The organism is Collinsella sp. wc0583, assembly GCF_046116915.1.
Classification (GTDB): domain Bacteria; phylum Actinomycetota; class Coriobacteriia; order Coriobacteriales; family Coriobacteriaceae; genus Collinsella.
Map to the genome: position 1 here is coordinate 139002 of NZ_JBJXBN010000007.1, position 19551 is coordinate 158552.

The window sequence follows — 19551 nt, forward strand, 5'->3', positions numbered from 1 at the left end:
TAGATGCCTCTTTGTCGTATGATAGATGACGGACAGAGAACGAGGACCTTATTCGCCCCATTTGGATGGATCTTTGAGCCCCTTGATTGGCTGCGAGGATTGTCCGCATGAGGGCCTATGGTTATCGAAAACACAGATTGCGCGACGGCGCCGCAAGACAGGGTAAGCCCTGCCGGGCATCGTTTGGCTCTGAAGCGCAATGAGGCTACGATGCGAAAGAGGCAAGAGGATGAAGATCATCAAGCGCAGCGGCACCGAGGTTACCTTTGACATCGATAAGATCGTCAATGCGATCCGCGCCGCAAACTTGGAGGTCGAGGAAGGCTCTCGCCTTACCGACCGCCAGGTGATCTATGCGGCGCAAAACGTCGCCGAGGCATGTGAGAATGCCGGCCACACCGTATCGGTCGAGGAGATTCAGGATCTGGTCGAGGACGAGATTATGCGTCTCGACTGCTACGAGGTTGCCCGCCACTACATCATCTATCGCTATGTTCAGAGCTTGAAGCGCCAAAAGAACACGACCGACGACAAAATCCTGTCGCTGATCGAATGCAACAACGAAGAGGTCAAGCAGGAGAACTCTAACAAGAACCCGACCGTCAACTCCGTTCAGCGCGACTACATGGCCGGCGAGATTTCCAAGGACCTGACGCAGCGCGTGCTGCTGCCCCAGGAGATCGTGGATGCTCACAACGAGGGTCTGATTCACTTCCACGATTCGGACTACTTTGCCCAGCACATGCATAACTGTGACCTGGTGAACCTGGAGGATATGCTCCAGAACGGCACCGTTATCTCGGGCACGCTGATCGAGAAGCCGCACAGCTTCTCGACTGCTTGCAATATCGCGACGCAGATTATCGCCCAGGTCGCCTCTTCCCAGTATGGCGGTCAGTCGATTTCGCTGACCCACCTGGCTCCGTTTGTCGAGGTGAGCCGTCAGAAGATTCGCGGCGAGGTTGCCCGCGAGCTCGAGGAGCTTGGCGTCTCTGCGTCTGCCGAGAAGGTCCGTGAGGTCGTTGAGGACCGTCTGCGTGACGAGATCCGTCGCGGCGTCCAGACGATTCAGTATCAGGTCGTGACCCTTATGACCACGAATGGCCAGGCGCCGTTCGTGACGGTCTTTATGTATCTCAACGAGGCCCGTACGCCTCAGGAGAAGCACGACCTTGCCATGATCGTGGAGGAGACGCTTCGTCAGCGCTACGAGGGCGTTAAGAACGAGGCTGGCGTGTGGATTACCCCGGCATTCCCCAAGCTTATCTACGTGCTCGAGGACGATAACGTTCACGAGAATTCCCCGTACTTCTACCTGACCCAGCTGGCTGCCAAGTGCACCGCCAAGCGCATGGTGCCCGACTACATCTCTGAGAAGAAGATGCGTGAGCTCAAGCTGTCTAAGGGTGAGACCGCCGGCAATGGCGATTGCTACACCTGCATGGGTTGCCGCAGCTTCCTGACGCCCGACCGTTCGGGCAACGGCTTTAACAATGTTGCCAACGCGCTGAACTATGACCCGACCAAACCTAAGTACTATGGCCGCTTTAACCAGGGTGTTGTGACCATCAACCTGCCCGATGTCGCACTGAGCTCGCATCAGGACATGGACAAGTTCTGGAAGATCTTCGACGAGCGCCTTGAGCTGTGCCATCGTGCCCTGCTGTGCCGTCATGAGCGCCTGATGGGCACGCTTTCGGATGCCGCACCGATTCTGTGGCAGTACGGCGCCCTGGCGCGCCTTAAGAAGGGCGAGACGATCGACAAACTGCTCGTGGGCGGCTATTCCACCATCAGCCTGGGGTATGCCGGTCTGTATGAGTGCGTCAAGTACATGACGGGCCACAGCCACACCGAGAAGGAAGGCACGCCGTTTGCCATGGCCGTCATGCAGCACATGAACGACAAATGCGCCGAGTGGAAGGCCGAAAGCGATATCGACTTCTCGCTGTACGGCACCCCGCTTGAGTCGACGACCTACAAGTTCGCCAAGTGCCTGCAGCGCCGTTTTGGCATTATTCCGGGTGTGACGGACAAGGGCTACATTACCAACAGCTACCACGTCCATGTGTCCGAGGAGATTGATGCTTTCGATAAGCTCAAGTTTGAGGGCATGTTCCAGCAGCTTTCGCCGGGCGGTGCCATCTCCTACGTCGAGGTTCCTAACATGCAGGACAACCTTAAGGCTGTCATTCGCGTGATGCAGTACATCTACGACAACATCATGTATGCCGAGCTCAACACCAAGAGCGATTACTGCCAGGTGTGCGGCTATGACGGCGAGATCAAGATTGTCGAGGATGACGGCAAGCTGGTGTGGGAGTGCCCCAACTGCGGCAACCGCGATCAGGAGAAGATGAACGTCGCCCGTCGCACGTGCGGCTACATCGGTACCCAATTCTGGAACCAGGGTCGAACCGAGGAGATCCGCGACCGCGTGCTGCATCTCTAATACCGCTCCGGGGCTGAGCCGAGAGGGCCGCTTGGGCATTTGCTCGCTATTTCGGACAGTCCTGCGCAAGACGAAGGCCACATTAAGTGGCCTTCTTTGCGTGCGGAACTCATATCGAGCAAAAGCCCAAGCGGCCCTCTCGGTTCAGCCAAGTTGATGTAGCTGAGATGCAGTATGCGGCCTGCTCACCCCTCGAAGTTCTTAGCGGAAATGAGTTGACTTGCAACAACGCTTTGCTTGTGATGACGGTTGAGCTGCAACAAAGTTTTTATTAGACCTCGAACCCTATACTCGATGTTCGCTTCGTTCATTGAGTTACCCTTTGCATGAGGCCGGGACATATCGTCCCGCCCGCAGTTTCGCAGGCCGCAGGCCGAGAATGTTTGAGGACGGGATGATATGTCCCGGCTTCCCGGGAGAGTTATCTATGAACTACGCGAACATTAAGTATTTCGACATTGCTGATGGGGAAGGTGTTCGTACTTCTCTGTTTGTGAGTGGGTGCCGTCGTGGGTGCAAGAACTGCTTTAACTCCGTCGCGTGGGACTTTGCCGCGGGCGAGCCATTCGATCGCGCCGTCGAGGATAAGATTATCGAGAGTCTCGACCATCCCTTTATTGATGGACTGACGATTCTGGGCGGGGAGCCGATGGAGCCCGAGAATCAGGCGGGTCTCGTTGAATTTATCGAACGCGTGCGTGCTGCCTATCCTGTGGAGTCGGGGAAGACCATTTGGTGCTTTACCGGCGACGTGCTCGAGGAGCTTATGCCGGGCGGTTGTCACCATACCGAGGTGACGGACCGTATCCTTGCCTGCCTCGACATGCTGGTGGACGGCCCGTTTGTTCAAGACCTGTACGATATCTCGTTGCGCTTTAGGGGTTCGAGTAATCAGCGGGTGATCGACATGAACGCCACGCGCGCTCGTGCCGCGCGTGAGGGCGTTGCGCTTTGCGATGCTGTGGAGCTTTGGCGGGACGATCCGGTCTATTCGACCCATACTATGTAGCTTGCGGCCGATGTCGGAGGGCGTGGTACCATAGCGCGAACGCAAAATCGGAAAAGTGAGGCCCAGATGGTCAATCAGGAAAAAGTCGAGGCCGCCATAAGGCTGTTGCTTGAGGGCATGGGCGAGGACCCAACTCGTGAGGGCCTGCTGGAGACGCCGGCGCGCGTCGCCCGCATGTATGGTGAGATTGCCGGCGGCATGGACCAGAGCGCCGAGGAGCACCTGTCCAAAACCTTTGCCGTCGCTTCGAACGATTTGGTTGTCGAGCGCGACATTACGTTTTACTCGCTGTGCGAACACCATCTGCTGCCGTTTTACGGCAAGGCTGCGATCGGCTATATCCCTAACGGTCGCGTTGCCGGACTCTCTAAGCTCGCTCGCACGGTTGAGGTCTATGCCCGTCGCCTGCAGCTGCAGGAGAAGCTGTGTGCACAGGTTGCTGATGCCCTCATGGAATATCTTGCTCCCCAAGGAGCGATTGTGATGATGGAAGCTGAGCATATGTGCATGACCATGCGCGGCGTGCAAAAGCCCGGCACCAAGACCGTAACGCTTGCTCGTCGCGGTGTCTTTGAGACTGATCCGTCGCTCGAGGAGCGATTCTTTAGGATGCTGGGCCGCTAACCATGAGGGTCGTCAACGACTTTGCATCGAAGACCGATGAGGGAACGCCGCGTCGTGGCTTTATGGCTTCGGGCCTGACCCCCTTTGGTGCCATGCCTCGCATTGACTACATCTGTGCCAACGGGCTGTTCCGGCGGCATCTGGGCAACATTGCGCAGTTGGAATCGGGGCGCATCTTTTGCCGCCACGGTATTGACCATCTGCTGGATGTCGCGCGCATTATGTGGATCAAGAATCTTGAGGAGCAACTCGAATTTGACCGCGAGGTCATCTATGCCACGGCACTTCTTCACGATATCGGCAAAGATGAACAGTATGAATCGGGTATATCCCATGATGTTGCAAGCGAACGCGTCGCTGATGCGATTCTCGGCGGCATGCCCGAAGACGTGGCGTTTGAGCCGGCAGATGCCGCAGCCATTAAGACGGCCATTCTGGGTCATCGAAAGCTGCGCGTGAACAGCCAGCCGCTTGAGCGTCTGCTTTATGCAGCCGACAAAGCGTCGCGCGCCTGCTTTGCATGCCCTGCGCGCAATGCCTGCAACTGGAGCGATGATAAAAAGAACCTGTCGATTCGCGTGTAGTCGGTATGCGCGGTCGGGGTTCTGAACGAAGGAGACGATCGCGATGACTAACAAAAAGCTACCTGAGAATGCAACCAAGACCGAGGGCGCCGAGCTCGCCCGTCGTGGCAGGGGCGAGATTTCCACCGCAACGGCAGTGCCTCATGTGAGCTATGACGACCTGCGCCATGCCGACCGCATTACTATCGACGGTCTCGAGGTCTTTGCCAACCACGGCGTGTATCCCGAGGAGAACGCCCTGGGGCAGAAGTTTGTCGTGTCCTTGGTGCTCTATGCCGACCTGCGCGCGGCAGGGGAGCACGATAACCTGGATGCCTCGATTGATTACGGCTCGGTGTGCCACGATGTCGACGGCTATCTGCGCGAGCATACGTTTAAGCTCATCGAGGCCGCGGCCGAGGGTGTGGCCTCGATGCTACTACGTCGTTACCCCTTGCTGCTTGGCGTGCGTGTTAAGCTCGATAAGCCTTGGGCGCCCGTCGGTCTTCCCCTGGCAAGCTGCGGCGTCGAGATCGAGCGCGTGCGCTAACCGGTTCTAATACGTCTCTATGGGCGGTTTTTTGAGCCGCTGCGACAGAGCTCTGTTGTTGGGGCAGTACGTGTCGAGGAGGGCGTGGAACCGCTGATTGTGGCTTGGCTCGAGCAAGTGGACGAGCTCGTGGGCGACAACCATGTCGAGGCATTCGACGGGGTAGGCGGCAAGTTCGCGTGCGATGCGAATGGCACCGGTTTTGGGCGTGCACGAGCCCCAGCGCGTTTTCATGCTGCGTACGGAAACGCGGGAAACGGTGACACCCATTGCGATTTCGTATGCGTGCACCATATCGCGCAGCGCTGATGTGACCTCGGACATATAGAGCTGGTCGATGTGGGCTTGGAGCTCATCGGACGTTAGGCCGTCGAGAGCCGTGAGCTGCTTTGCCTGCGTGCGCCCACTTGGCTCATCGGTACCCATAAAACTTGCGAAGGTAGCCTGCTTGGGTCGCGGTGCGGGTGATGCAAAGTTGTGGTCGAGCGCATCCTGTACCGTGATGGGCTTGCCCCAAAGTGCAATGATGGACGAGGGACTGAGCGGCTCTCTCGCCGTCGCCTGACGTTGCTCGCGCTGGGCAAGTCTGCCGATAATCCAGGCGCTGTTGCGCTTCACAAACGCTTCGATACGCTCGCGGCTGGCGCCGAGCGGTGCGCTGGCGTGGACCTCACCGCTCGATGTGACGCGTAGGTTGAAGTTCTTGACGCGCTTTTTGGTAACGACGACGGGGATGGATGTGCCATCCGGTCGGGATACGGAAATCGTAAACTGCTGCGTCAAAAGTGATCCTTCAGATTGGGGATGGGCCGGCATGTCGATCGCTTGACATGCCGGCCCGCTCAAGGGATGTGAAATTAATAACGCTCAAAGAAGGCAAGCGCGTTGTCGCTGCAGAGCTTTTGCATCACGGTCTTGCCAAAGTGCTTGGAGAGCATGTTCTGGAACTCGGGCATCATGCTGGCATCGGAGAGGAAAGCGGGTACCGTGGCGCCGTCCCAGTCGCCGCCGAGCGCGATGACATTTTCGCCGCCCAGGTCGAGCCAATGCTCGATATGTGCCGCCAGCTGGTCGAAGGTGACGTCTGCGGCGGTCTTGTCGGTTGCGTCGTTGGAAAGGAACTCGCTGCAGTAGTTGAGGCCGACGATGCCGCCCATGTCGCGAATGGTGCGGAACTGGTCGTCGGTGAGGTTGCGTTTGACGCCGCAAACCGCACGGGAGTTGGAGTGGCTGGCGACGAAGGGGCGCGTGGCGTGGGCGACAACCTCGTCAAAGCACTCATCGTTGAGGTGGGAGACGTCGAGCACCATGCCGGCGTGCTCCATCTGCGTAAGCGCCTCGATGCCAGCGGCGGTGAGGCCGGCGTGGGTGTCGTGGCCGCTCGCGAGCGGTCCCTGCGCGTTCCAGCTGAGCGATGACATGAGTACGCCCAGGCTCTTGAGTACCTCGATCAGCGCGGGGTCCTCGGCAAAGAACGTGGCGTTTTCGATGGTGTGGATGCAGGCGACCTTGCCGTCTTTGAGCGCGGGGCGAATGTCTGCGGCGCTGCGCACATTGACCATGCGGTCGTGGTTGAGCATGGCCTGGCCGCTCATATGCGCCATGATTTGCGCCTGGAAGCGCGCGGCGTGGGCGGTGGGAATCTCGTCGGGGACAAACGTGGCGAAGCACTGTGCCCAAGGAGTTTTGCCGATCTTTGCGAGCGAGATGGCGCAGGCGTTGCCCTCGATAAGGTCGAAATCCTGCGGATGCGTCTCGTCGCCGGGGAAATAGCCGTCGGTGCCCGCGGTAAAGCGCAGGTCGAGATCGAGCGTGGTCCAGCCGATGCGGTCGGCAGTGTCGCAATGTAAGTCAAATACGGGATATGCCATGGTTCCTCCGGTTGCAGCGTTTCTTTGCAAACTGTCTTTGAATTGTATGACTAGGGTATAGTTAGCGCCATATGTTCACGGCGGCCCGCGTTGTGCGCCGCCCTTATTACGGAGGTTACCATGTCCAACCAGGGCAAGAAGGTCAAGACCCATTATCGTGGCACGCTCGACGACGGCACGCAGTTCGATAGCTCCTACGATCGCGGCGAGCCGCTGGAGTTCACCTGCGGTGCCGGTCAGATGATCAAGGGCTTCGACGCCGCCGTTATCGATATGCAGGTGGGCGAGAAGAAGTCCGTACACATTCCTGCGGCCGATGCCTACGGTGAGCACAATCCCGAGATGGTTATCACCTTCCCGGCCGAGCAGGTTCCCAACATCGAGCAGATCGAGAAGGGCATGAAGCTCTTCCTGTCCACGCCGAGCGGCATGCCTGTCCCCGCCGTCGTCATCGACGTGACGCCCGAGGCCGTGACGCTTGACGCCAATCACGAGCTCGCCGGCAAGGATCTCAACTTTGATATCGAGCTCGTCGAGGTCGAGGACTAGTTGATGTCCGGGGACCTGGTAGCTACGGAGCGCTTGGGAAATCTCAACGACCCGTCCTATGAACTCCTGCTTCGTCGGGAGATGGGTGGCATTTTTGAGGTTGACGAGCTGCTACTCGATTGGGACCAGGCTGATACGCGCACGTTTGTGGGCGTGACGGAGCTGGGGCGCACGGTGAATGTCCGGCTGGATGCCGCTGATGGCGAACGCCTTGCCGACGGCGACGTGCTCGCTATCGACCGCACGGGCACGGTGCCCGTAGTGGTTGTCGTGCGCCTGCGCAGTGCCGAGGTCTATTTGGTCGAAGTCGACCGCATGGATCCGATTGCGCTCGCGCATGCGTGCTGGGAGATCGGCAATATGCACGCGCCGCTCTTCCGGGGTGACTCGGACGAGCATACCGTGCGCATGTATACGCCGGTGCAACCGGTTTTGGGTCGCATGCTCCGGGGCATCGAGGGCGTTCGGCTCTCGGTGGTCACACGCGAGCTCGATGCCAGTCGACGCTTTGCATCGAGCACGGCGGATGTTGTTGTGAGTATGGCTCCAGACTTTACGATCGTAAAGAAGGCGCGCGGCTAACGTGCGTATGCGTAAGACGGACTTTGAGAGGCAACTATTCAAAGTCCGTCTTGCTGTTGATGGGATGCTTTGGGGGAACATATGGGTCTTGAGGGAATCAAGCTGATCGCCTGCGATTTGGATGGCACGTTGCTGCATCCGGGGGAGCGCGAGCCACGCCCCGAGGCATTTGAGCTCATCGACGAGCTGCACCGTCGCGGCATTGTGTTTATGCCGGCGAGTGGCCGTCAATATGCGAGTTTGCGCTACCTGTTTGCCCCGGTGGCAGACGAGCTTGTCTATGTGTGCGAAAACGGCGCCCTGGTCATGAGCGAGGGGCGTGCCGTTGTCAAGCGCTCTATGGGGCGTGACCTGGCGATGGATATCGCGAATGCCGTAGTCGCCTACCCCCATGCCGATGTAACCCTTTCCTGCGAGGGGCACCTCTACACCATAAGCGGCAACGATGCGTTCGTCGACCATTTGCGTTACGAGGTCCATTGCGATGTGGCGGTGGTCGACCGTCCCGAGGACATTGACGAGGATGTCATTAAGATTGCGTTTCAAACGCCCGAGACAGAGCAGCCGGCGGCGCTGGAGTATTTTGTGCGTCGCTTTAGCGACCGGGTCGATGTGATGACGTCGGGAACCGAATGGACCGACTTTATCGGCTTTGATTCGGGCAAGGGGTCCGCGCTTGCCGATTACGGTCGTGCCCTGGGAATTTCGCCCGATGAGATGATGGCGTTTGGCGATAACGAAAACGACCGCGACATGCTCAACGTGGTGGGCCATCCCTATCTGATGGAAAGCTGCAATCCCAGCATGCGCGGCATTAATGACCGCGTCCGCTATGTGCACACGGTCGAAGAAGAACTGCGTCGCCTGCTTGCCGAGTAGGCATGTCCCAAAATCTACCTACAGTTGGGGCAGAGGCCCTCGAAGATGGTGTAGTGCGAGGTGACGTTCCAACCGATTTGCTCGGACGCCTTGGCATCGAGCCGGGCGTCGAAGGGGAGCGGCACATCGATGACGCGGTTGCACGAGGTGCAGATAATATGCGCATGCGGCTCGACGGTGCGATCGAAGCGGCTGCCGCCCGGCGTCTTGATCGAGAGAATCTCCCCGGCATCGGCCAAGAGATTGAGGTTGCGGTAGACCGTACCGCGGCTGATTCTGTCGTCCTGTTCGCGCACGGCGTTGTAGATCTCATCGGCGGTGGGATGGTTGTAGCTTTGGCGCACGGCATCAAGAACCAGCTTCCGCTGCTTGGTGTTTCTTCTTTGCATCGCCATGCGCCTCGCCTCTTTTCTATCAACGGTCGTAGGTAAATGATACCGTATTTAGCACACAATACTAATAATGAGGACTGAAACCGTCTTCATTGGCAAGTGGGGCTCGGACTTGGGCGTCTACGAGGCGAAAGCGCGTTCCCATGCGCTCATAGGAGGCATGGAGCGCTTCGAGGTGAGACAGGATATCCGCGGGCGCGCCTTGTACCTCCATTTCGACCGAACCGTCTTCCATGTTACACACCCAGCCGGTGAGTGCGCGTGCCTGCGCGAGGTTGGTGTTGGTAAAGCGAAAACCAACGCCCTGGACTTGCCCCGCCCAGCGCAGGAAGTAGCGCAGGGGGGTGTCTTGAGTGGCCTCGTCGCTTGCGAGCACAGTAAGCCTGCGGCGCAGCTCGAGCTCAACGTTTGATGGTTTTTGAGGCTCTCGACTGCCGCCGGAGAAGAACTTGTCAAAAAAGCCCATCGCTAGGCCTGCTTGACTGAATCGGCGGGGAAGGTAATGCCGGCCTGCTGACGCACGGCATCCATGATGCGCAGTGAGACAAGCGTGACATCGCGATAGTGGCCAAGCTCATGGCGCCCAGCCGGTGTTTCCCAAATCTCATCTTTAACGTGATGAACGCCGTCGATAGCGGTGATAAAGTCTGTGAGTTCGTATTCCATAGTGTTGCTCGATTTGGGCAGGTCGAGCACGCGGCCGTTGTCGCCCTGTTCGCGCGGTGCCTCGGTCGCCGAGCCGCGTACGACGTCGCCGCGATAGTCGATGCGGACGTTGCGGGGCGTGGACAGATGGTCAATCTGGATAGTGCCACGCTCGCCTTCGATCTGCGAGGGCAGCAGGTCATTCGTAATTTTGGAGTGCGCGAGCTCGACGGAGATACGGCCACCGCCGTAGCTGGCGAGGATGGAACCGCAGCCATCGATGGGGCCGTGCGTGAGCTGTCGCGTGGTGGGGTCGAGCAGAGTAGTCATGCTCGTAAGGCCGGAGGGCATGCCGAAAATCTCGACCATGGGCTCGACGGCGTAGACGCCAATGTCCATGAGGGAACCCGATGCCATATTGCAGTCGAAGATATTGGTGGCGCGCCCCGCGAGAACTTCGTTGTAGCGCGAAGAATACTTGCCAAAGCGCAATGAGGCGCGACGGATGGGGGCGATCTCGCCCAGGGCATCCTCGATGGCGTGGAAGGCGGGATCGTGGAGGGGACGCATGGCCTCGAGGGCCACGACACCTGCTGCCTCGGCAGCGCGGAAGACTTCCAACGCCTGCGCTTCGGTGGCGCAGAAGGGCTTCTCGACGATGACATGCTTGCCACCGGCGATGCAGGCGAGCGCTTGCTCGTAGTGGAGCGCATTGGGACTGCCGATGTAGACGGCGTCGACGTCGTCGGCGGACGCAAGCTCGTCAAGCGCGGTGAAGTTTCGCTCGCCACCGCGCTCGGCGGTAAAGGCGGTACCGCGATCGGCATCGCGCGAGAGCGTACCCACAAACGCAGCTTGGTCGTTGGCGTTGACGACCTGGATAAAGTCGTTGGTAATCATGGATGTGCCGATGGTCGCTATACGCAGCATGTATCCCCCTCGTGCCGTTCGGTTTACAGGATGAGTGTAGCGCGAGAGGGCAAGAAATGGCGTGCGAAAACGCCGTTACAGGTCGCTCTCGCTAAAGCCGGCGTCGATATCGAGGTTGGCTCCGTCGGCCGCGGTGGTGGCGAGCTCGTCGCAGCGCTCATTGAGCTCGTGGCCGGCATGCCCCTTAACCCAGATGAACTCCACCTTATGCTTGCTCTTTGCGGCAAGCAGACGCTCCCACAGGTCGCGGTTCTTGACGGGCTGCTTGTTGGCAGTTTTCCACCCGCGCTTTTTCCAGCCGTCGATCCAGTGCTTGTTGAAGGCGTTGACGACGTATTGCGAATCGGAATGGACCTCGACCTCGCAGGGGCGGTTAAGTGCCTCGAGCGCCACGATGACCGCCATGAGCTCCATGCGGTTGTTAGTGGTCTTGGCGTAGCCGCGCGAAAGCTCGGAGGTGAAGGTCTTGCCGGCGGGGTTGGTGTACTTGAGCACGGCGCCGTAGCCGCCGCGTCCCGGATTTGATCGGGCCGAGCCGTCGGTATAGATGATGACCTTCACATGGTTCCTTTCGTTGGGTACGCTTCGTGTGAGTGACCATTGTAGCGCCATGCCCGCCGCGGGCTAGCAATCTACGATTTCTACCCCGTCTTCCGACAGCTGGTCGGCATGGATGATGCGGTTGAGCTCGTCGAGGTATTGCCGCAAGAGAGGAGAGGGCTTGCGCTCGTCGTGCATGATATATCCTACGTGCATCGTTGGGGCGTCTGCTAACGGGATCGATGCCATACCCCACTGCATTTCATTGGAAAGGACACCGGTCGACAGGGTGTAACCGTTCGACGTGATAAGTAAGTTAGTAAGTGTTCCGCGGTCCGAGATTCGTATGTTGCGGTCGCAAGGGATATAGCTAAAAGGTTCCTCGGCGTAATAGAAGGAGTTTGAGGTTCCCTGCTCAAAGCTGTAGCGCGTATAGGGCGTGAGGTCGGCAAGGGACAGCTGAGGGCGGCGTGCGAGCGGGTGGCGTTCGCTAACGAAGACGTGGACCGTCGCGTCGAAGAGGGGATGGAAGCTTGCGCGGGCATCGGCGAAGGCCTTCTGCAGAACGCGGGCGTTAAAGTCATCCAGGTACAGAATGCCGATATCGCTGCGAAATGCGCGGACGTCGTCGATGATCTGCGAGGTGGTGGTCTCGCGCATGATGAACTCAAACTTACTGTCGCGGCAGCGCTCGACGACGTTGACAAAGGCCTCAACCGAAAACGCGTAGTGCTGGGCCGAGACGGCAAGGCGCGCCTGGGGTGTGCCGCCGTCCTCGTAGCGTGCCTCGAGCATGTCGGCCTGCTCTACGACCTGGCGCGCATAGCCCAAAAGCTCGGTGCCGTCGTTGGTGAGCGTGACGCCGCGGCTGGAGCGCGTAAAGATCTCCAGATGGAGCTCCTGTTCCAGGCTTTTGACGGCGTTTGAGATGTTGGACTGAGCGGTATAGAGGCGCTGAGCTGCAGCGTTGATTGAGCCGGACTCTGCCACGGCAATCAGAAAACGAAGCTGCTGAAGGGTCATCGACGCCATCCTCTCGATTGCTATCTATAAAACAGATAACAGATTAGCGCTTTTAAGTGATTGACCGAGGGAAACAATGCTCGTACTATTCAAAACACACAAAGGCAGTAGGTAATTAAGCCGACCACGGAACAGGGATGCGAAAGGAGGCCCGCATATGAATTGCTTACCAAGACGAATGCCGGGCTCCTGTTTGCGCCCGTCGGCGTGATCAGGAGACAGCGACTTACTTCTCTTACTCTTATTACTTTTGTTCGATCAAGGAGATCATCATGAGCCAGTTTATCAACAACCCCGAGCACACCTTTGGTTTCGATACCCTGCAGCTGCACGTTGGCCAGGAGAGCGCCGATCCTGCATCCGACTCCCGTGCCGTGCCTATCTACCAGACCACGAGCTATGTGTTCCGCAACTCCCAGCACGCCGCCGACCGCTTTGGTCTTGCCGACGCCGGTAACATCTACGGCCGTCTGACCAACTCCACCCAGGGCGTCTTCGAGGACCGTATCGCCGCGCTCGAGGGTGGCGTGGCCGGTCTTGCCGTCGCCTCCGGTGCCGCTGCCATCACCTATACCCTGCAGGCACTTGCCCAGGCTGGTGACCACGTGGTCGCCCAGAAGACCATCTACGGCGGTTCCTACAACCTGCTGGAGCACACGCTCTCCCAGTTTGGTGTCGAGACCACCTTCGTCGATGCCCATAACCTGGACGAGGTCGAGGGCGCCATCAAGGACAACACCACGGTCATCTATCTCGAGACGCTCGGTAACCCCAACTCCGACATCCCCAACATCGACGCCATCTCCGAGATCGCCAAGAAGCATGGTCTGCCGGTTGTCGTCGACAACACCTTCGGCACCCCGTATCTGTTCCGTCCGCTGGAGCATGGTGCCAACATCGTCGTCCACTCCGCAACCAAGTTTATCGGCGGCCACGGCACCTCGCTGGGCGGTGTGATCGTCGACGGCGGTAACTTCGATTGGAAGGCGAGTGGCAAGTATGCGCAGATCGCCGAGCCCAATCCCTCCTATCATGGCGTCTCGTTTGCCGAGGCTGCCGGCCCTGCCGCCTTCGCGACCTATGTCCGCGCCATCCTGCTGCGTGACGAGGGCGCTTGCATTAGCCCGTTTAACGCCTGGATCCTGCTCCAGGGCACCGAGACCCTGTCGCTGCGCGTCGACCGCCATGTCGAGAACACCAAGAAGGTCGTTGAGTTCCTGGCTTGTGACAGCCACGTCGCCAAGGTGAACCACCCGAGCCTGCCTGAGCACCCCGACCATGAGCTCTACAAGCAGTATTTCCCCAACGGTGGTGCCTCGATCTTTACCTTTGAGATTAAGGGCGGCCAGGAGGCTGCATGGAAGTTCATCGACCACTTGCAGGTGTTCTCGCTGCTCGCCAACGTGGCCGACGTCAAGTCGCTCGTCGTGCACCCGGCTACGACTACGCACTCCCAGCTCTCTGCCGAGGAGCTCGCCGAGCAGAACATCACGCCCTCCACGATCCGTCTTTCCATCGGTACCGAGAACGCTGAGGACATCATTTGGGACCTGAAGCAGGCCTTTGCCGCACTGGACGAGTAGGGCGACTTGTGCAAGGACCCCTTGCGACTCGATAGGTATAACTGCATAAAATGCCTGCTCAAGGCGCCTGCGCAAGCAATGGTTGCGCAGGCGCCTTTTTTGCATAGGAAGGGCGCTATTACAGGGTTTTTGACATGCTTTATGCAATCGAGATGTGGAAAACTCCTGTTGAGAGGATGTGAGTTTTACGCAAATGACGTGCACCTTTTGAGAAAAACCGCAGGTCGCGATTTGCTCGGGGTACTATGCAGCGCGATCGAATCACACGCAGCTCAAACGCAGCAAAAACGCACTACGGAGGTTTCCAGCTACATGAGGATTGATTCACGAAAACCGAAAGCCGCCGCCCTTTCCGCCGCTCTGACCGTGGCACTTTTAGCGGGCGCCGGCGCAACCGATGCCCACGCGGCAACACTGTCCGACACGGTCGGATCCACGCCGTCCGAGGCGACGCTGATGCAGCCCGTCGACTATCGCGGCGACGGCTTTGGCTCCATGCAGGAGTGGAACGCCTCTATGGGGGCCAAGCGCGATTCCCTGGAGGTCCGCGCCCAGATCATCATGAACATGTACGGTGACTATGCCACCGATGACGAGCGCGCTGTACTGCAAGGTTGTATCGATGGTGCGGGCGGTCTTTTGACGATGGAGGAGGTCGACGCCAAATCGACCGAGCTCGATGAGCTGCGCACGACGCTTGAGGATGCCAAGCGTGAGGCGCTCGAGGCTGCGGCCGCCGAAGCCGAGGCCGCTGAGGCCGTTCAGGCTTTGTATTACAACGCCGGCTCCGGCTCGTCTTACGCGTCTGCTGCGTATTACGCGAACGGCTCGGGCCTGACGCGCTCGAGCGGCGTCAATAACTATAACGGTCGTCGTGAGACCTATTACAGCAGCAACGTGCTCTACCATCACCGCACGGGCGAGTGGACTCAGGATTCCGAGGGCTTTTGGCGCGATTCCGATGGTTACTACGTCGTTGCCGCGGGCGATAAGGCTCAGGGCTCCACGTTTACCGGTTCCAAGGGCGAGTGCAAGGTCTATGACTCCGGCTGCGCAGCCGGAACCACCGACTACTATACCGGTTGGTAATCTGCTATAAGCCAATAGGACATGACGGGCGGGCGTCTTTACCGAGCCTTTGGGCAACGTAAGGGCGTCCGTTTTTTGTGCATGCTTGAGCTAACAGAGCGCTTACCGTGGCAGTACGCCGCGCATATGGGCGCGGGGCACACTGGTTCTTGAGAATTAAGGTCTTTCTCTTGGAGGAAGTGGTCTTGTGAACGCTCGAGATATCGCCGTTGCCGCCGTCGCATTGGTGCTTGGCTGCCTTGGTCCTACGGCCGCGCTCGTTGCGGGCATGCAGGGGGCATGCGGGGCTACTCCAATCGTGGTTGGCGCGCTGATCGCAGTGGCGCTGCTGGGAAGCGCCGGCGTGCTGCTTTGCCGCGATGACGAGGACGAGGTGCCGGAGTCGCAACGCTAACTGTTGTGAGATTGGCCGCTGGTCATAGACGAAGATGAAAGCCGCCGCAGGGGGAACGGTTTCCTTGCGGCGGCTTTGCTGTTAAGGCTGTTGAATGCGGTGCGTTGGCGCTACCAGCTTTTCTCGATATCGCGGATGCGTCGATAGAGCCAATCGTTTTGCGGCACCTGGATATCGTGTTTGGCTGCGAGGCGGCAGATGGTGCCCGCGAACTCATCAACCTCGGTTTTGCGCCTTGCGACGCGGTCTTGAGCCATCGAGGGCATACCGGCGGGGTCGATTCCCTCGATGAGGTGCACCATCTGCGTCAGGTCTGCCTCGGTCAGCTCAATGCCCTCGGCGTTGGCGACCGCAAGCGTTTCGCGCATGGCGGAAACAAAGCAGCGACGCTGCTCGGAGCCCGGCTCCGTGGCGCTTCCGTAGGTCCCGCCGTAGGCCATACAGGTCTGGTTGATGCCGTCGTTGAGCATGAGTTTGGCCCACATGCGGTGTGCAATGTCGCTCTCGACGGTATGGGCGATGCCGCAGCGTGTGTAGAGCTCGTCGATGGCGGTGATGGCTGCGGGGTCCGTACCGGCCGCCGCGCCAAAGCGGATTTCGCCCGCATTGGTAAAGGTGAGCTCTCCGTTGAGGAACACGGCGTCCATGCCTTGGCAAATACCAAGAACGGTATGCTTCCAGCCAAAGCGCTCGGCAATCTTTTGCTCGCTCGTAATGCCGTTGCACAGCGAGGCGATGAGCGTGTTGGGCCCCACGACGCGCTCCATAGTCTTGAGCGCTTGGTTGAGTCCCGTCGTCTTGACCGTGAGAATGACCAGATCGGCGGGCGTTGCCTCACTGGCGCGGATGGACTTGAGCGCACAGGGCTTGCCGTTGACGGTGAGCGCATCGCCCACGTGACGCTCAAAACGGGCGTCATCCATAACGTATTCGACGGCGTCATTGCCGAGGGCCGTGGCAATCATGCTGCCGTAGAGCAGGCCGACGCCGCCCTTGCCGATAAAGGCGACCTTGTTGATCTGCATGTGAATCATCTCCCCACTAAAAGGCGCCCGCATGAGGGGCGCCTGGTGGATTGTATGCCGCTGGAGCATGTGGCGTGCACCGGAGGCGGAATTTAGAAGAACAAACTCATGGGAACTTATGCCGCGGGACAGACCGCAAAAACGCGCGCAGGGTATCCGACGCCATCGCGCACCTTGGGGAAGGTGCAGAAGATGACAGCGCCTGTGGCGGGAAGCTCGTCCAGATGGTCCATGACCTCGATCTGATAGCGGTCGACCGAGAGGATGTACTGCTCGCCGGGGTAGGGGGTAGGTGTCCTCACGCGTGGTCACGCTCTCCTCCTTTCATCGGACTTTTTGCTGATGTTAAAGCGGTGCCGTGACAGCTCGATTTCTGCTGCGTTACGATACGTTCTCGATTGCGATTCCAATGTGTTTCGATGGCGTGACCGTTGGGTTTCGCCTTGTCGGGGCGCTGATGGCGAAGGGAGGGTCCGTGCAATACCGCGTTGACCCCAAAAGCGGTAACCGAATATCTGCTCTGGGTCTGGGCTGCATGAGGTTTCCCGGTGCGCCGGGACATCCGGATGCGAAGACAGCCGATGCGATTATTTCTCGTGCGGTGGAGCAGGGGATTAATTATCTGGATACGGCCTATCTCTATCCCGGCAACGAGGCTTGCGTGGGCGCTTCGCTTGAGCGCCTAGGCCTACGCGACCAGGTTTTGCTCGCGACCAAGCTGCCACATGCTTCGTGCAAATGCGCGGAGGATTTCGATCGGTTCTTCGACGAGCAGCTGCGCCGTTTGCGGACTGACCATATCGACTACTACCTCATGCACAACATCACCTCGCCCGCCCAGTGGGAACGTGTGGTGGCGTTGGGCATCGAGGACTGGATCGCGCGTCAAAAGGCTGCGGGGCGTATTCGCCAGATTGGTTTTTCGTATCACGGCGGCGCGGCGGATTTCCTCACGATGCTTGACGCGTATGACTGGGACTTTTGCCAGATCCAGTACAACTACGCTGGAGAGCGCTATCAAGCGGGAACGGCGGGACTCATGGCAGCGGCCGAGCGCGGGCTCGCGGTGTTTGTGATGGAACCGCTTTTGGGTGGACGCCTGGCGGGCAAGCTGCCTCCGCGGGCCCGCGCCGTGCTCGATGGCGTACGCGATCCGTACCTGAAGACGCCGGCTGCTTGGGGTCTTTCGTGGGTATGGAACCATCCTCAAGTCACGATGCTGCTTTCGGGCATGACCGATACCGCGCAGGTGGACGAGAACGCGGCATTGGCGGATCGCGCACTGCCGGATTCGATGACGACAGAGCAGCTCGATACCATCGCACGTGTGCTGGGAGAGTTTGAGAAATCGAATCGCGTGCCCTGTACGGGGTGCGGCTACTGCATGCCGTGCCCCAAGGGCATCAATATTCCCGGCTGCTTTGGTGCCTACAACGCGAGCTACGCGCATAGTTGGTTTACGGGGCTGTCTCAATACTTTACGGCGAGCGCGGTGCGGACGAACGAGCCCAAGCTGGTGAGCAATTGCGTCAAGTGCGGTAAATGCGCACGTCACTGCCCACAGCACATCGATATTCCCGAGCGTCTCGATGATGTGCGCCGACGTTTCCAGCCTGGCCCCGTAACGGCCGCGCTTAAAGCCTTTTGCAAAACGCGCTCCTGATGCCCCTTTTATAACTTGCGGTGGAATAGTTCTTGTTTGCGGCAGAATAGGGGCCAAGCAGGAACTATTCCACCGCAACTGAAGGGGGCTGTCGTGGGCCATCGGGATTCATGTGATGATTTACGTGAGGTTCGTTGGGGCGTTTTGGGCGCTGGGAACATTTCGCATCGATTTGCAGCGTCGCTCAAGGAGGTGGACGGGGCACGGCTTGTGGCTGCCGCCGGTCGCACTCCTTCGCATGTTGAGGAGTTTTGCAGTGCGTTTTCGATTGATGCCGCGCACAGTTATGCCACGGCTGACGATAGCGGCGATGCGGCTTATGATACGCTGATTGCCGACCCCGATGTCGACGCAATCTACTTGGCTCTTCCACATGGCATGCATGCGCATTGGGTCTGTCGGGCGCTGCGCGCGGGAAAGGCCGTGCTGTGCGAAAAGCCGGCCGTTTTGAATGAAGAAGAGGCCCGTGCGATCACCTCCGTTTCCCGCGAGTGCGGTGTGCCGTTTATGGAGGCGATGAAAAATCGGTTTTGTCCGATGCATGCTCGCGTGAAGGACTTGCTTGCGTCGGGCGACCTCGGCCGCATCGTCTCGATCGAAAGCGTGCAAAAACTCGATTACGGCGAGTCTCCTTCGGGCTATCTGCTTGATCCGTTGCAGGGCGGCTGTCTATATGACATGGGCTGCTATGCGGTCGGTTGGTTTGAGGATTTACTCGCGGGCGCGTGCGAGGTTTCGTCTCGTGAAGTTCGCTGGCGTGGCGTATCGGGCGGCCGCGTGGATTGGGCCGATGAGATCCATATGAGTGTCGGCGGTATACCCATTCATATGGCGTGCGACGGCAAAGCAGCATATGAAAGCCGCTTAACGATTGCCTGTGAGCGGGGCTCGTTGGAAATCGAGCGTCTCCATCGCCCCGAGCTCGCCCATGTGAAGTACTCCGATGGACGAATGCTCGAAATAAATGCCCCGTTTGAGGTCGATGATTTCTACGGCGAAATCCAGCATGCGACCCAGCTCATCCGGGCGGGGAAACTCGAGAGTCCCGTTATGTCCCTTACCGCCACACAGCGCTGCGCGCGTATTATCGATGCAATCCGTCTAGCCCTCTAGGACTTGGCGCTGGCACGTAGGGGATCATGACGCCGGCGACCGTGGTGCTTGGTGGCCAGCATCTCTGATGCCCCT

At 59.0% G+C, this 19551-nt stretch carries 22 protein-coding genes; 13 read left to right on the plus strand and 9 right to left on the minus strand.

Translation table 11 applies throughout. The features are described 5' to 3' along the window. The first annotated feature begins 229 nt into the window (after positions 1-229). The 5 genes from nrdD to folB all read left to right on the plus strand — a co-directional run bounded on the left by nrdD (position 230) and on the right by folB (position 5198). Positions 230-2452: an anaerobic ribonucleoside-triphosphate reductase gene (gene nrdD / locus ACKUUJ_RS07655; protein WP_409065204.1), complete on the plus strand. Its 2223-nt coding sequence runs from the start codon at positions 230-232 to the stop codon at positions 2450-2452. A 427-nt stretch (positions 2453-2879) separates the two neighbouring features. Beyond that, complete coding sequence (gene nrdG, locus ACKUUJ_RS07660; RefSeq protein WP_349115133.1) at positions 2880-3461, plus strand: anaerobic ribonucleoside-triphosphate reductase activating protein; 582 nt, start codon at positions 2880-2882, stop codon at positions 3459-3461. 66 nt (positions 3462-3527) lie between these two features. Then, the gene (gene folE, locus ACKUUJ_RS07665; protein ID WP_349115132.1) at positions 3528-4085 is read left to right on the plus strand and encodes a GTP cyclohydrolase I FolE; all 558 of its coding nucleotides are present in this window, start codon (positions 3528-3530) and stop codon (positions 4083-4085) included. Positions 4086-4087: 2 nt separating this feature from the next. After that, the gene (locus ACKUUJ_RS07670; protein WP_343001061.1) at positions 4088-4669 is read left to right on the plus strand and encodes an HD domain-containing protein; all 582 of its coding nucleotides are present in this window, start codon (positions 4088-4090) and stop codon (positions 4667-4669) included. 43 nt (positions 4670-4712) lie between these two features. Then, complete coding sequence (gene folB, locus ACKUUJ_RS07675) at positions 4713-5198, plus strand: dihydroneopterin aldolase (RefSeq protein ID WP_349115131.1); 486 nt, start codon at positions 4713-4715, stop codon at positions 5196-5198. Between the two features lie 6 nt (positions 5199-5204). On the opposite strand, the gene ACKUUJ_RS07680 is transcribed toward folB, so the two are convergent. Beyond that, positions 5205-5981, minus strand: a complete 777-nt coding sequence (locus ACKUUJ_RS07680; RefSeq protein WP_343001059.1) for a SprT family zinc-dependent metalloprotease — start codon at positions 5979-5981, stop codon at positions 5205-5207. Between the two features lie 74 nt (positions 5982-6055). Further along, a complete protein-coding gene (locus tag ACKUUJ_RS07685) occupies positions 6056-7069 on the minus strand; it encodes a dipeptidase (protein ID WP_409065205.1) in 1014 nt (337 codons plus the stop codon). Positions 7070-7189: 120 nt separating this feature from the next. On the opposite strand from ACKUUJ_RS07685, the gene ACKUUJ_RS07690 reads away from it, so the two are divergent. The 3 genes from ACKUUJ_RS07690 (at position 7190) to ACKUUJ_RS07700 (ending at position 9079) form a co-directional block, all read left to right on the plus strand. Continuing rightward, a complete protein-coding gene (locus ACKUUJ_RS07690; RefSeq protein WP_195444484.1) occupies positions 7190-7618 on the plus strand; it encodes a peptidylprolyl isomerase in 429 nt (142 codons plus the stop codon). Positions 7619-7621: 3 nt separating this feature from the next. Next, positions 7622-8200 carry an urease accessory protein UreE gene (locus ACKUUJ_RS07695; protein WP_409065206.1) on the plus strand — a complete coding sequence of 193 codons (579 nt, stop codon included), beginning with the start codon at positions 7622-7624 and terminating at the stop codon, positions 8198-8200. Positions 8201-8281: 81 nt separating this feature from the next. Beyond that, the gene (locus ACKUUJ_RS07700; protein WP_409065207.1) at positions 8282-9079 is read left to right on the plus strand and encodes an HAD-IIB family hydrolase; all 798 of its coding nucleotides are present in this window, start codon (positions 8282-8284) and stop codon (positions 9077-9079) included. Between the two features lie 14 nt (positions 9080-9093). Here ACKUUJ_RS07700 and ACKUUJ_RS07705 read toward each other — a convergent pair whose 3' ends face one another. The 5 genes from ACKUUJ_RS07705 to ACKUUJ_RS07725 all read right to left on the minus strand — a co-directional run bounded on the left by ACKUUJ_RS07705 (position 9094) and on the right by ACKUUJ_RS07725 (position 12609). Continuing rightward, entirely contained in the window at positions 9094-9474 is a 381-nt protein-coding gene (locus tag ACKUUJ_RS07705) for a Fur family transcriptional regulator (RefSeq protein WP_409065208.1), read from the minus strand. A 61-nt stretch (positions 9475-9535) separates the two neighbouring features. After that, positions 9536-9937, minus strand: coding sequence for an acylphosphatase (locus tag ACKUUJ_RS07710; protein ID WP_409065209.1), 402 nt, complete (start codon positions 9935-9937; stop codon positions 9536-9538). Between the two features lie 2 nt (positions 9938-9939). Then, a complete protein-coding gene (locus ACKUUJ_RS07715) occupies positions 9940-11046 on the minus strand; it encodes a Gfo/Idh/MocA family protein (protein ID WP_409065210.1) in 1107 nt (368 codons plus the stop codon). Between the two features lie 75 nt (positions 11047-11121). Further along, positions 11122-11658, minus strand: coding sequence for a ribonuclease HI (rnhA, locus tag ACKUUJ_RS07720; protein ID WP_409065211.1), 537 nt, complete (start codon positions 11656-11658; stop codon positions 11122-11124). Positions 11659-11670: 12 nt separating this feature from the next. Beyond that, the gene (locus ACKUUJ_RS07725) at positions 11671-12609 is read right to left on the minus strand and encodes a LysR family transcriptional regulator (protein WP_409065212.1); all 939 of its coding nucleotides are present in this window, start codon (positions 12607-12609) and stop codon (positions 11671-11673) included. A gap of 272 nt (positions 12610-12881) precedes the next feature. Here ACKUUJ_RS07725 and ACKUUJ_RS07730 point away from each other — a divergent pair, with 272 nt between their 5' ends. The 3 genes from ACKUUJ_RS07730 to ACKUUJ_RS07740 all read left to right on the plus strand — a co-directional run bounded on the left by ACKUUJ_RS07730 (position 12882) and on the right by ACKUUJ_RS07740 (position 15675). After that, positions 12882-14192, plus strand: coding sequence for an O-acetylhomoserine aminocarboxypropyltransferase/cysteine synthase family protein (locus tag ACKUUJ_RS07730; protein WP_390449269.1), 1311 nt, complete (start codon positions 12882-12884; stop codon positions 14190-14192). 312 nt (positions 14193-14504) lie between these two features. Continuing rightward, on the plus strand, positions 14505-15281 hold the full coding sequence (locus tag ACKUUJ_RS07735; RefSeq protein WP_117800401.1) for a hypothetical protein: 777 nt from the start codon (positions 14505-14507) through the stop codon (positions 15279-15281). A 187-nt stretch (positions 15282-15468) separates the two neighbouring features. Next, positions 15469-15675: a hypothetical protein gene (locus ACKUUJ_RS07740; RefSeq protein ID WP_409065213.1), complete on the plus strand. Its 207-nt coding sequence runs from the start codon at positions 15469-15471 to the stop codon at positions 15673-15675. 110 nt (positions 15676-15785) lie between these two features. Here ACKUUJ_RS07740 and ACKUUJ_RS07745 read toward each other — a convergent pair whose 3' ends face one another. Continuing rightward, entirely contained in the window at positions 15786-16700 is a 915-nt protein-coding gene (locus tag ACKUUJ_RS07745; protein ID WP_409065214.1) for a ketopantoate reductase family protein, read from the minus strand. Positions 16701-16816: 116 nt separating this feature from the next. Further along, positions 16817-17002 carry a hypothetical protein gene (locus ACKUUJ_RS07750; RefSeq protein WP_409065215.1) on the minus strand — a complete coding sequence of 62 codons (186 nt, stop codon included), beginning with the start codon at positions 17000-17002 and terminating at the stop codon, positions 16817-16819. A 173-nt stretch (positions 17003-17175) separates the two neighbouring features. Between ACKUUJ_RS07750 and ACKUUJ_RS07755 the strand changes: the two genes are divergently transcribed. Continuing rightward, positions 17176-18363, plus strand: coding sequence for an aldo/keto reductase (locus ACKUUJ_RS07755; protein WP_409065216.1), 1188 nt, complete (start codon positions 17176-17178; stop codon positions 18361-18363). A gap of 93 nt (positions 18364-18456) precedes the next feature. After that, positions 18457-19476, plus strand: coding sequence for a Gfo/Idh/MocA family protein (locus ACKUUJ_RS07760; RefSeq protein ID WP_409065217.1), 1020 nt, complete (start codon positions 18457-18459; stop codon positions 19474-19476). The last annotated feature ends 75 nt before the right edge of the window (positions 19477-19551 follow it).

What these genes read in the sequence shown, in the direction of transcription:
- nrdD (WP_409065204.1), top strand. Translation starts at nt 230, where the DNA reads ATGAAGATCATCAAGCGCAGCGGCACCGAGGTTACCTTTGACATCGAT.
- nrdG (WP_349115133.1), top strand. Translation starts at nt 2,880, where the DNA reads ATGAACTACGCGAACATTAAGTATTTCGACATTGCTGATGGGGAAGGT.
- folE (WP_349115132.1), top strand. Translation starts at nt 3,528, where the DNA reads ATGGTCAATCAGGAAAAAGTCGAGGCCGCCATAAGGCTGTTGCTTGAG.
- ACKUUJ_RS07670 (WP_343001061.1), top strand. Translation starts at nt 4,088, where the DNA reads ATGAGGGTCGTCAACGACTTTGCATCGAAGACCGATGAGGGAACGCCG.
- folB (WP_349115131.1), top strand. Translation starts at nt 4,713, where the DNA reads ATGACTAACAAAAAGCTACCTGAGAATGCAACCAAGACCGAGGGCGCC.
- ACKUUJ_RS07685 (WP_409065205.1), bottom strand. Translation starts at nt 7,069, where the DNA reads ATGGCATATCCCGTATTTGACTTACATTGCGACACTGCCGACCGCATC.
- ACKUUJ_RS07690 (WP_195444484.1), top strand. Translation starts at nt 7,190, where the DNA reads ATGTCCAACCAGGGCAAGAAGGTCAAGACCCATTATCGTGGCACGCTC.
- ACKUUJ_RS07695 (WP_409065206.1), top strand. Translation starts at nt 7,622, where the DNA reads ATGTCCGGGGACCTGGTAGCTACGGAGCGCTTGGGAAATCTCAACGAC.
- ACKUUJ_RS07700 (WP_409065207.1), top strand. Translation starts at nt 8,282, where the DNA reads ATGGGTCTTGAGGGAATCAAGCTGATCGCCTGCGATTTGGATGGCACG.
- ACKUUJ_RS07705 (WP_409065208.1), bottom strand. Translation starts at nt 9,474, where the DNA reads ATGGCGATGCAAAGAAGAAACACCAAGCAGCGGAAGCTGGTTCTTGAT.
- ACKUUJ_RS07710 (WP_409065209.1), bottom strand. Translation starts at nt 9,937, where the DNA reads ATGGGCTTTTTTGACAAGTTCTTCTCCGGCGGCAGTCGAGAGCCTCAA.
- ACKUUJ_RS07715 (WP_409065210.1), bottom strand. Translation starts at nt 11,046, where the DNA reads ATGCTGCGTATAGCGACCATCGGCACATCCATGATTACCAACGACTTT.
- rnhA (WP_409065211.1), bottom strand. Translation starts at nt 11,658, where the DNA reads ATGGCGCTACAATGGTCACTCACACGAAGCGTACCCAACGAAAGGAAC.
- ACKUUJ_RS07725 (WP_409065212.1), bottom strand. Translation starts at nt 12,609, where the DNA reads ATGACCCTTCAGCAGCTTCGTTTTCTGATTGCCGTGGCAGAGTCCGGC.
- ACKUUJ_RS07730 (WP_390449269.1), top strand. Translation starts at nt 12,882, where the DNA reads ATGAGCCAGTTTATCAACAACCCCGAGCACACCTTTGGTTTCGATACC.
- ACKUUJ_RS07735 (WP_117800401.1), top strand. Translation starts at nt 14,505, where the DNA reads ATGAGGATTGATTCACGAAAACCGAAAGCCGCCGCCCTTTCCGCCGCT.
- ACKUUJ_RS07745 (WP_409065214.1), bottom strand. Translation starts at nt 16,700, where the DNA reads ATGCAGATCAACAAGGTCGCCTTTATCGGCAAGGGCGGCGTCGGCCTG.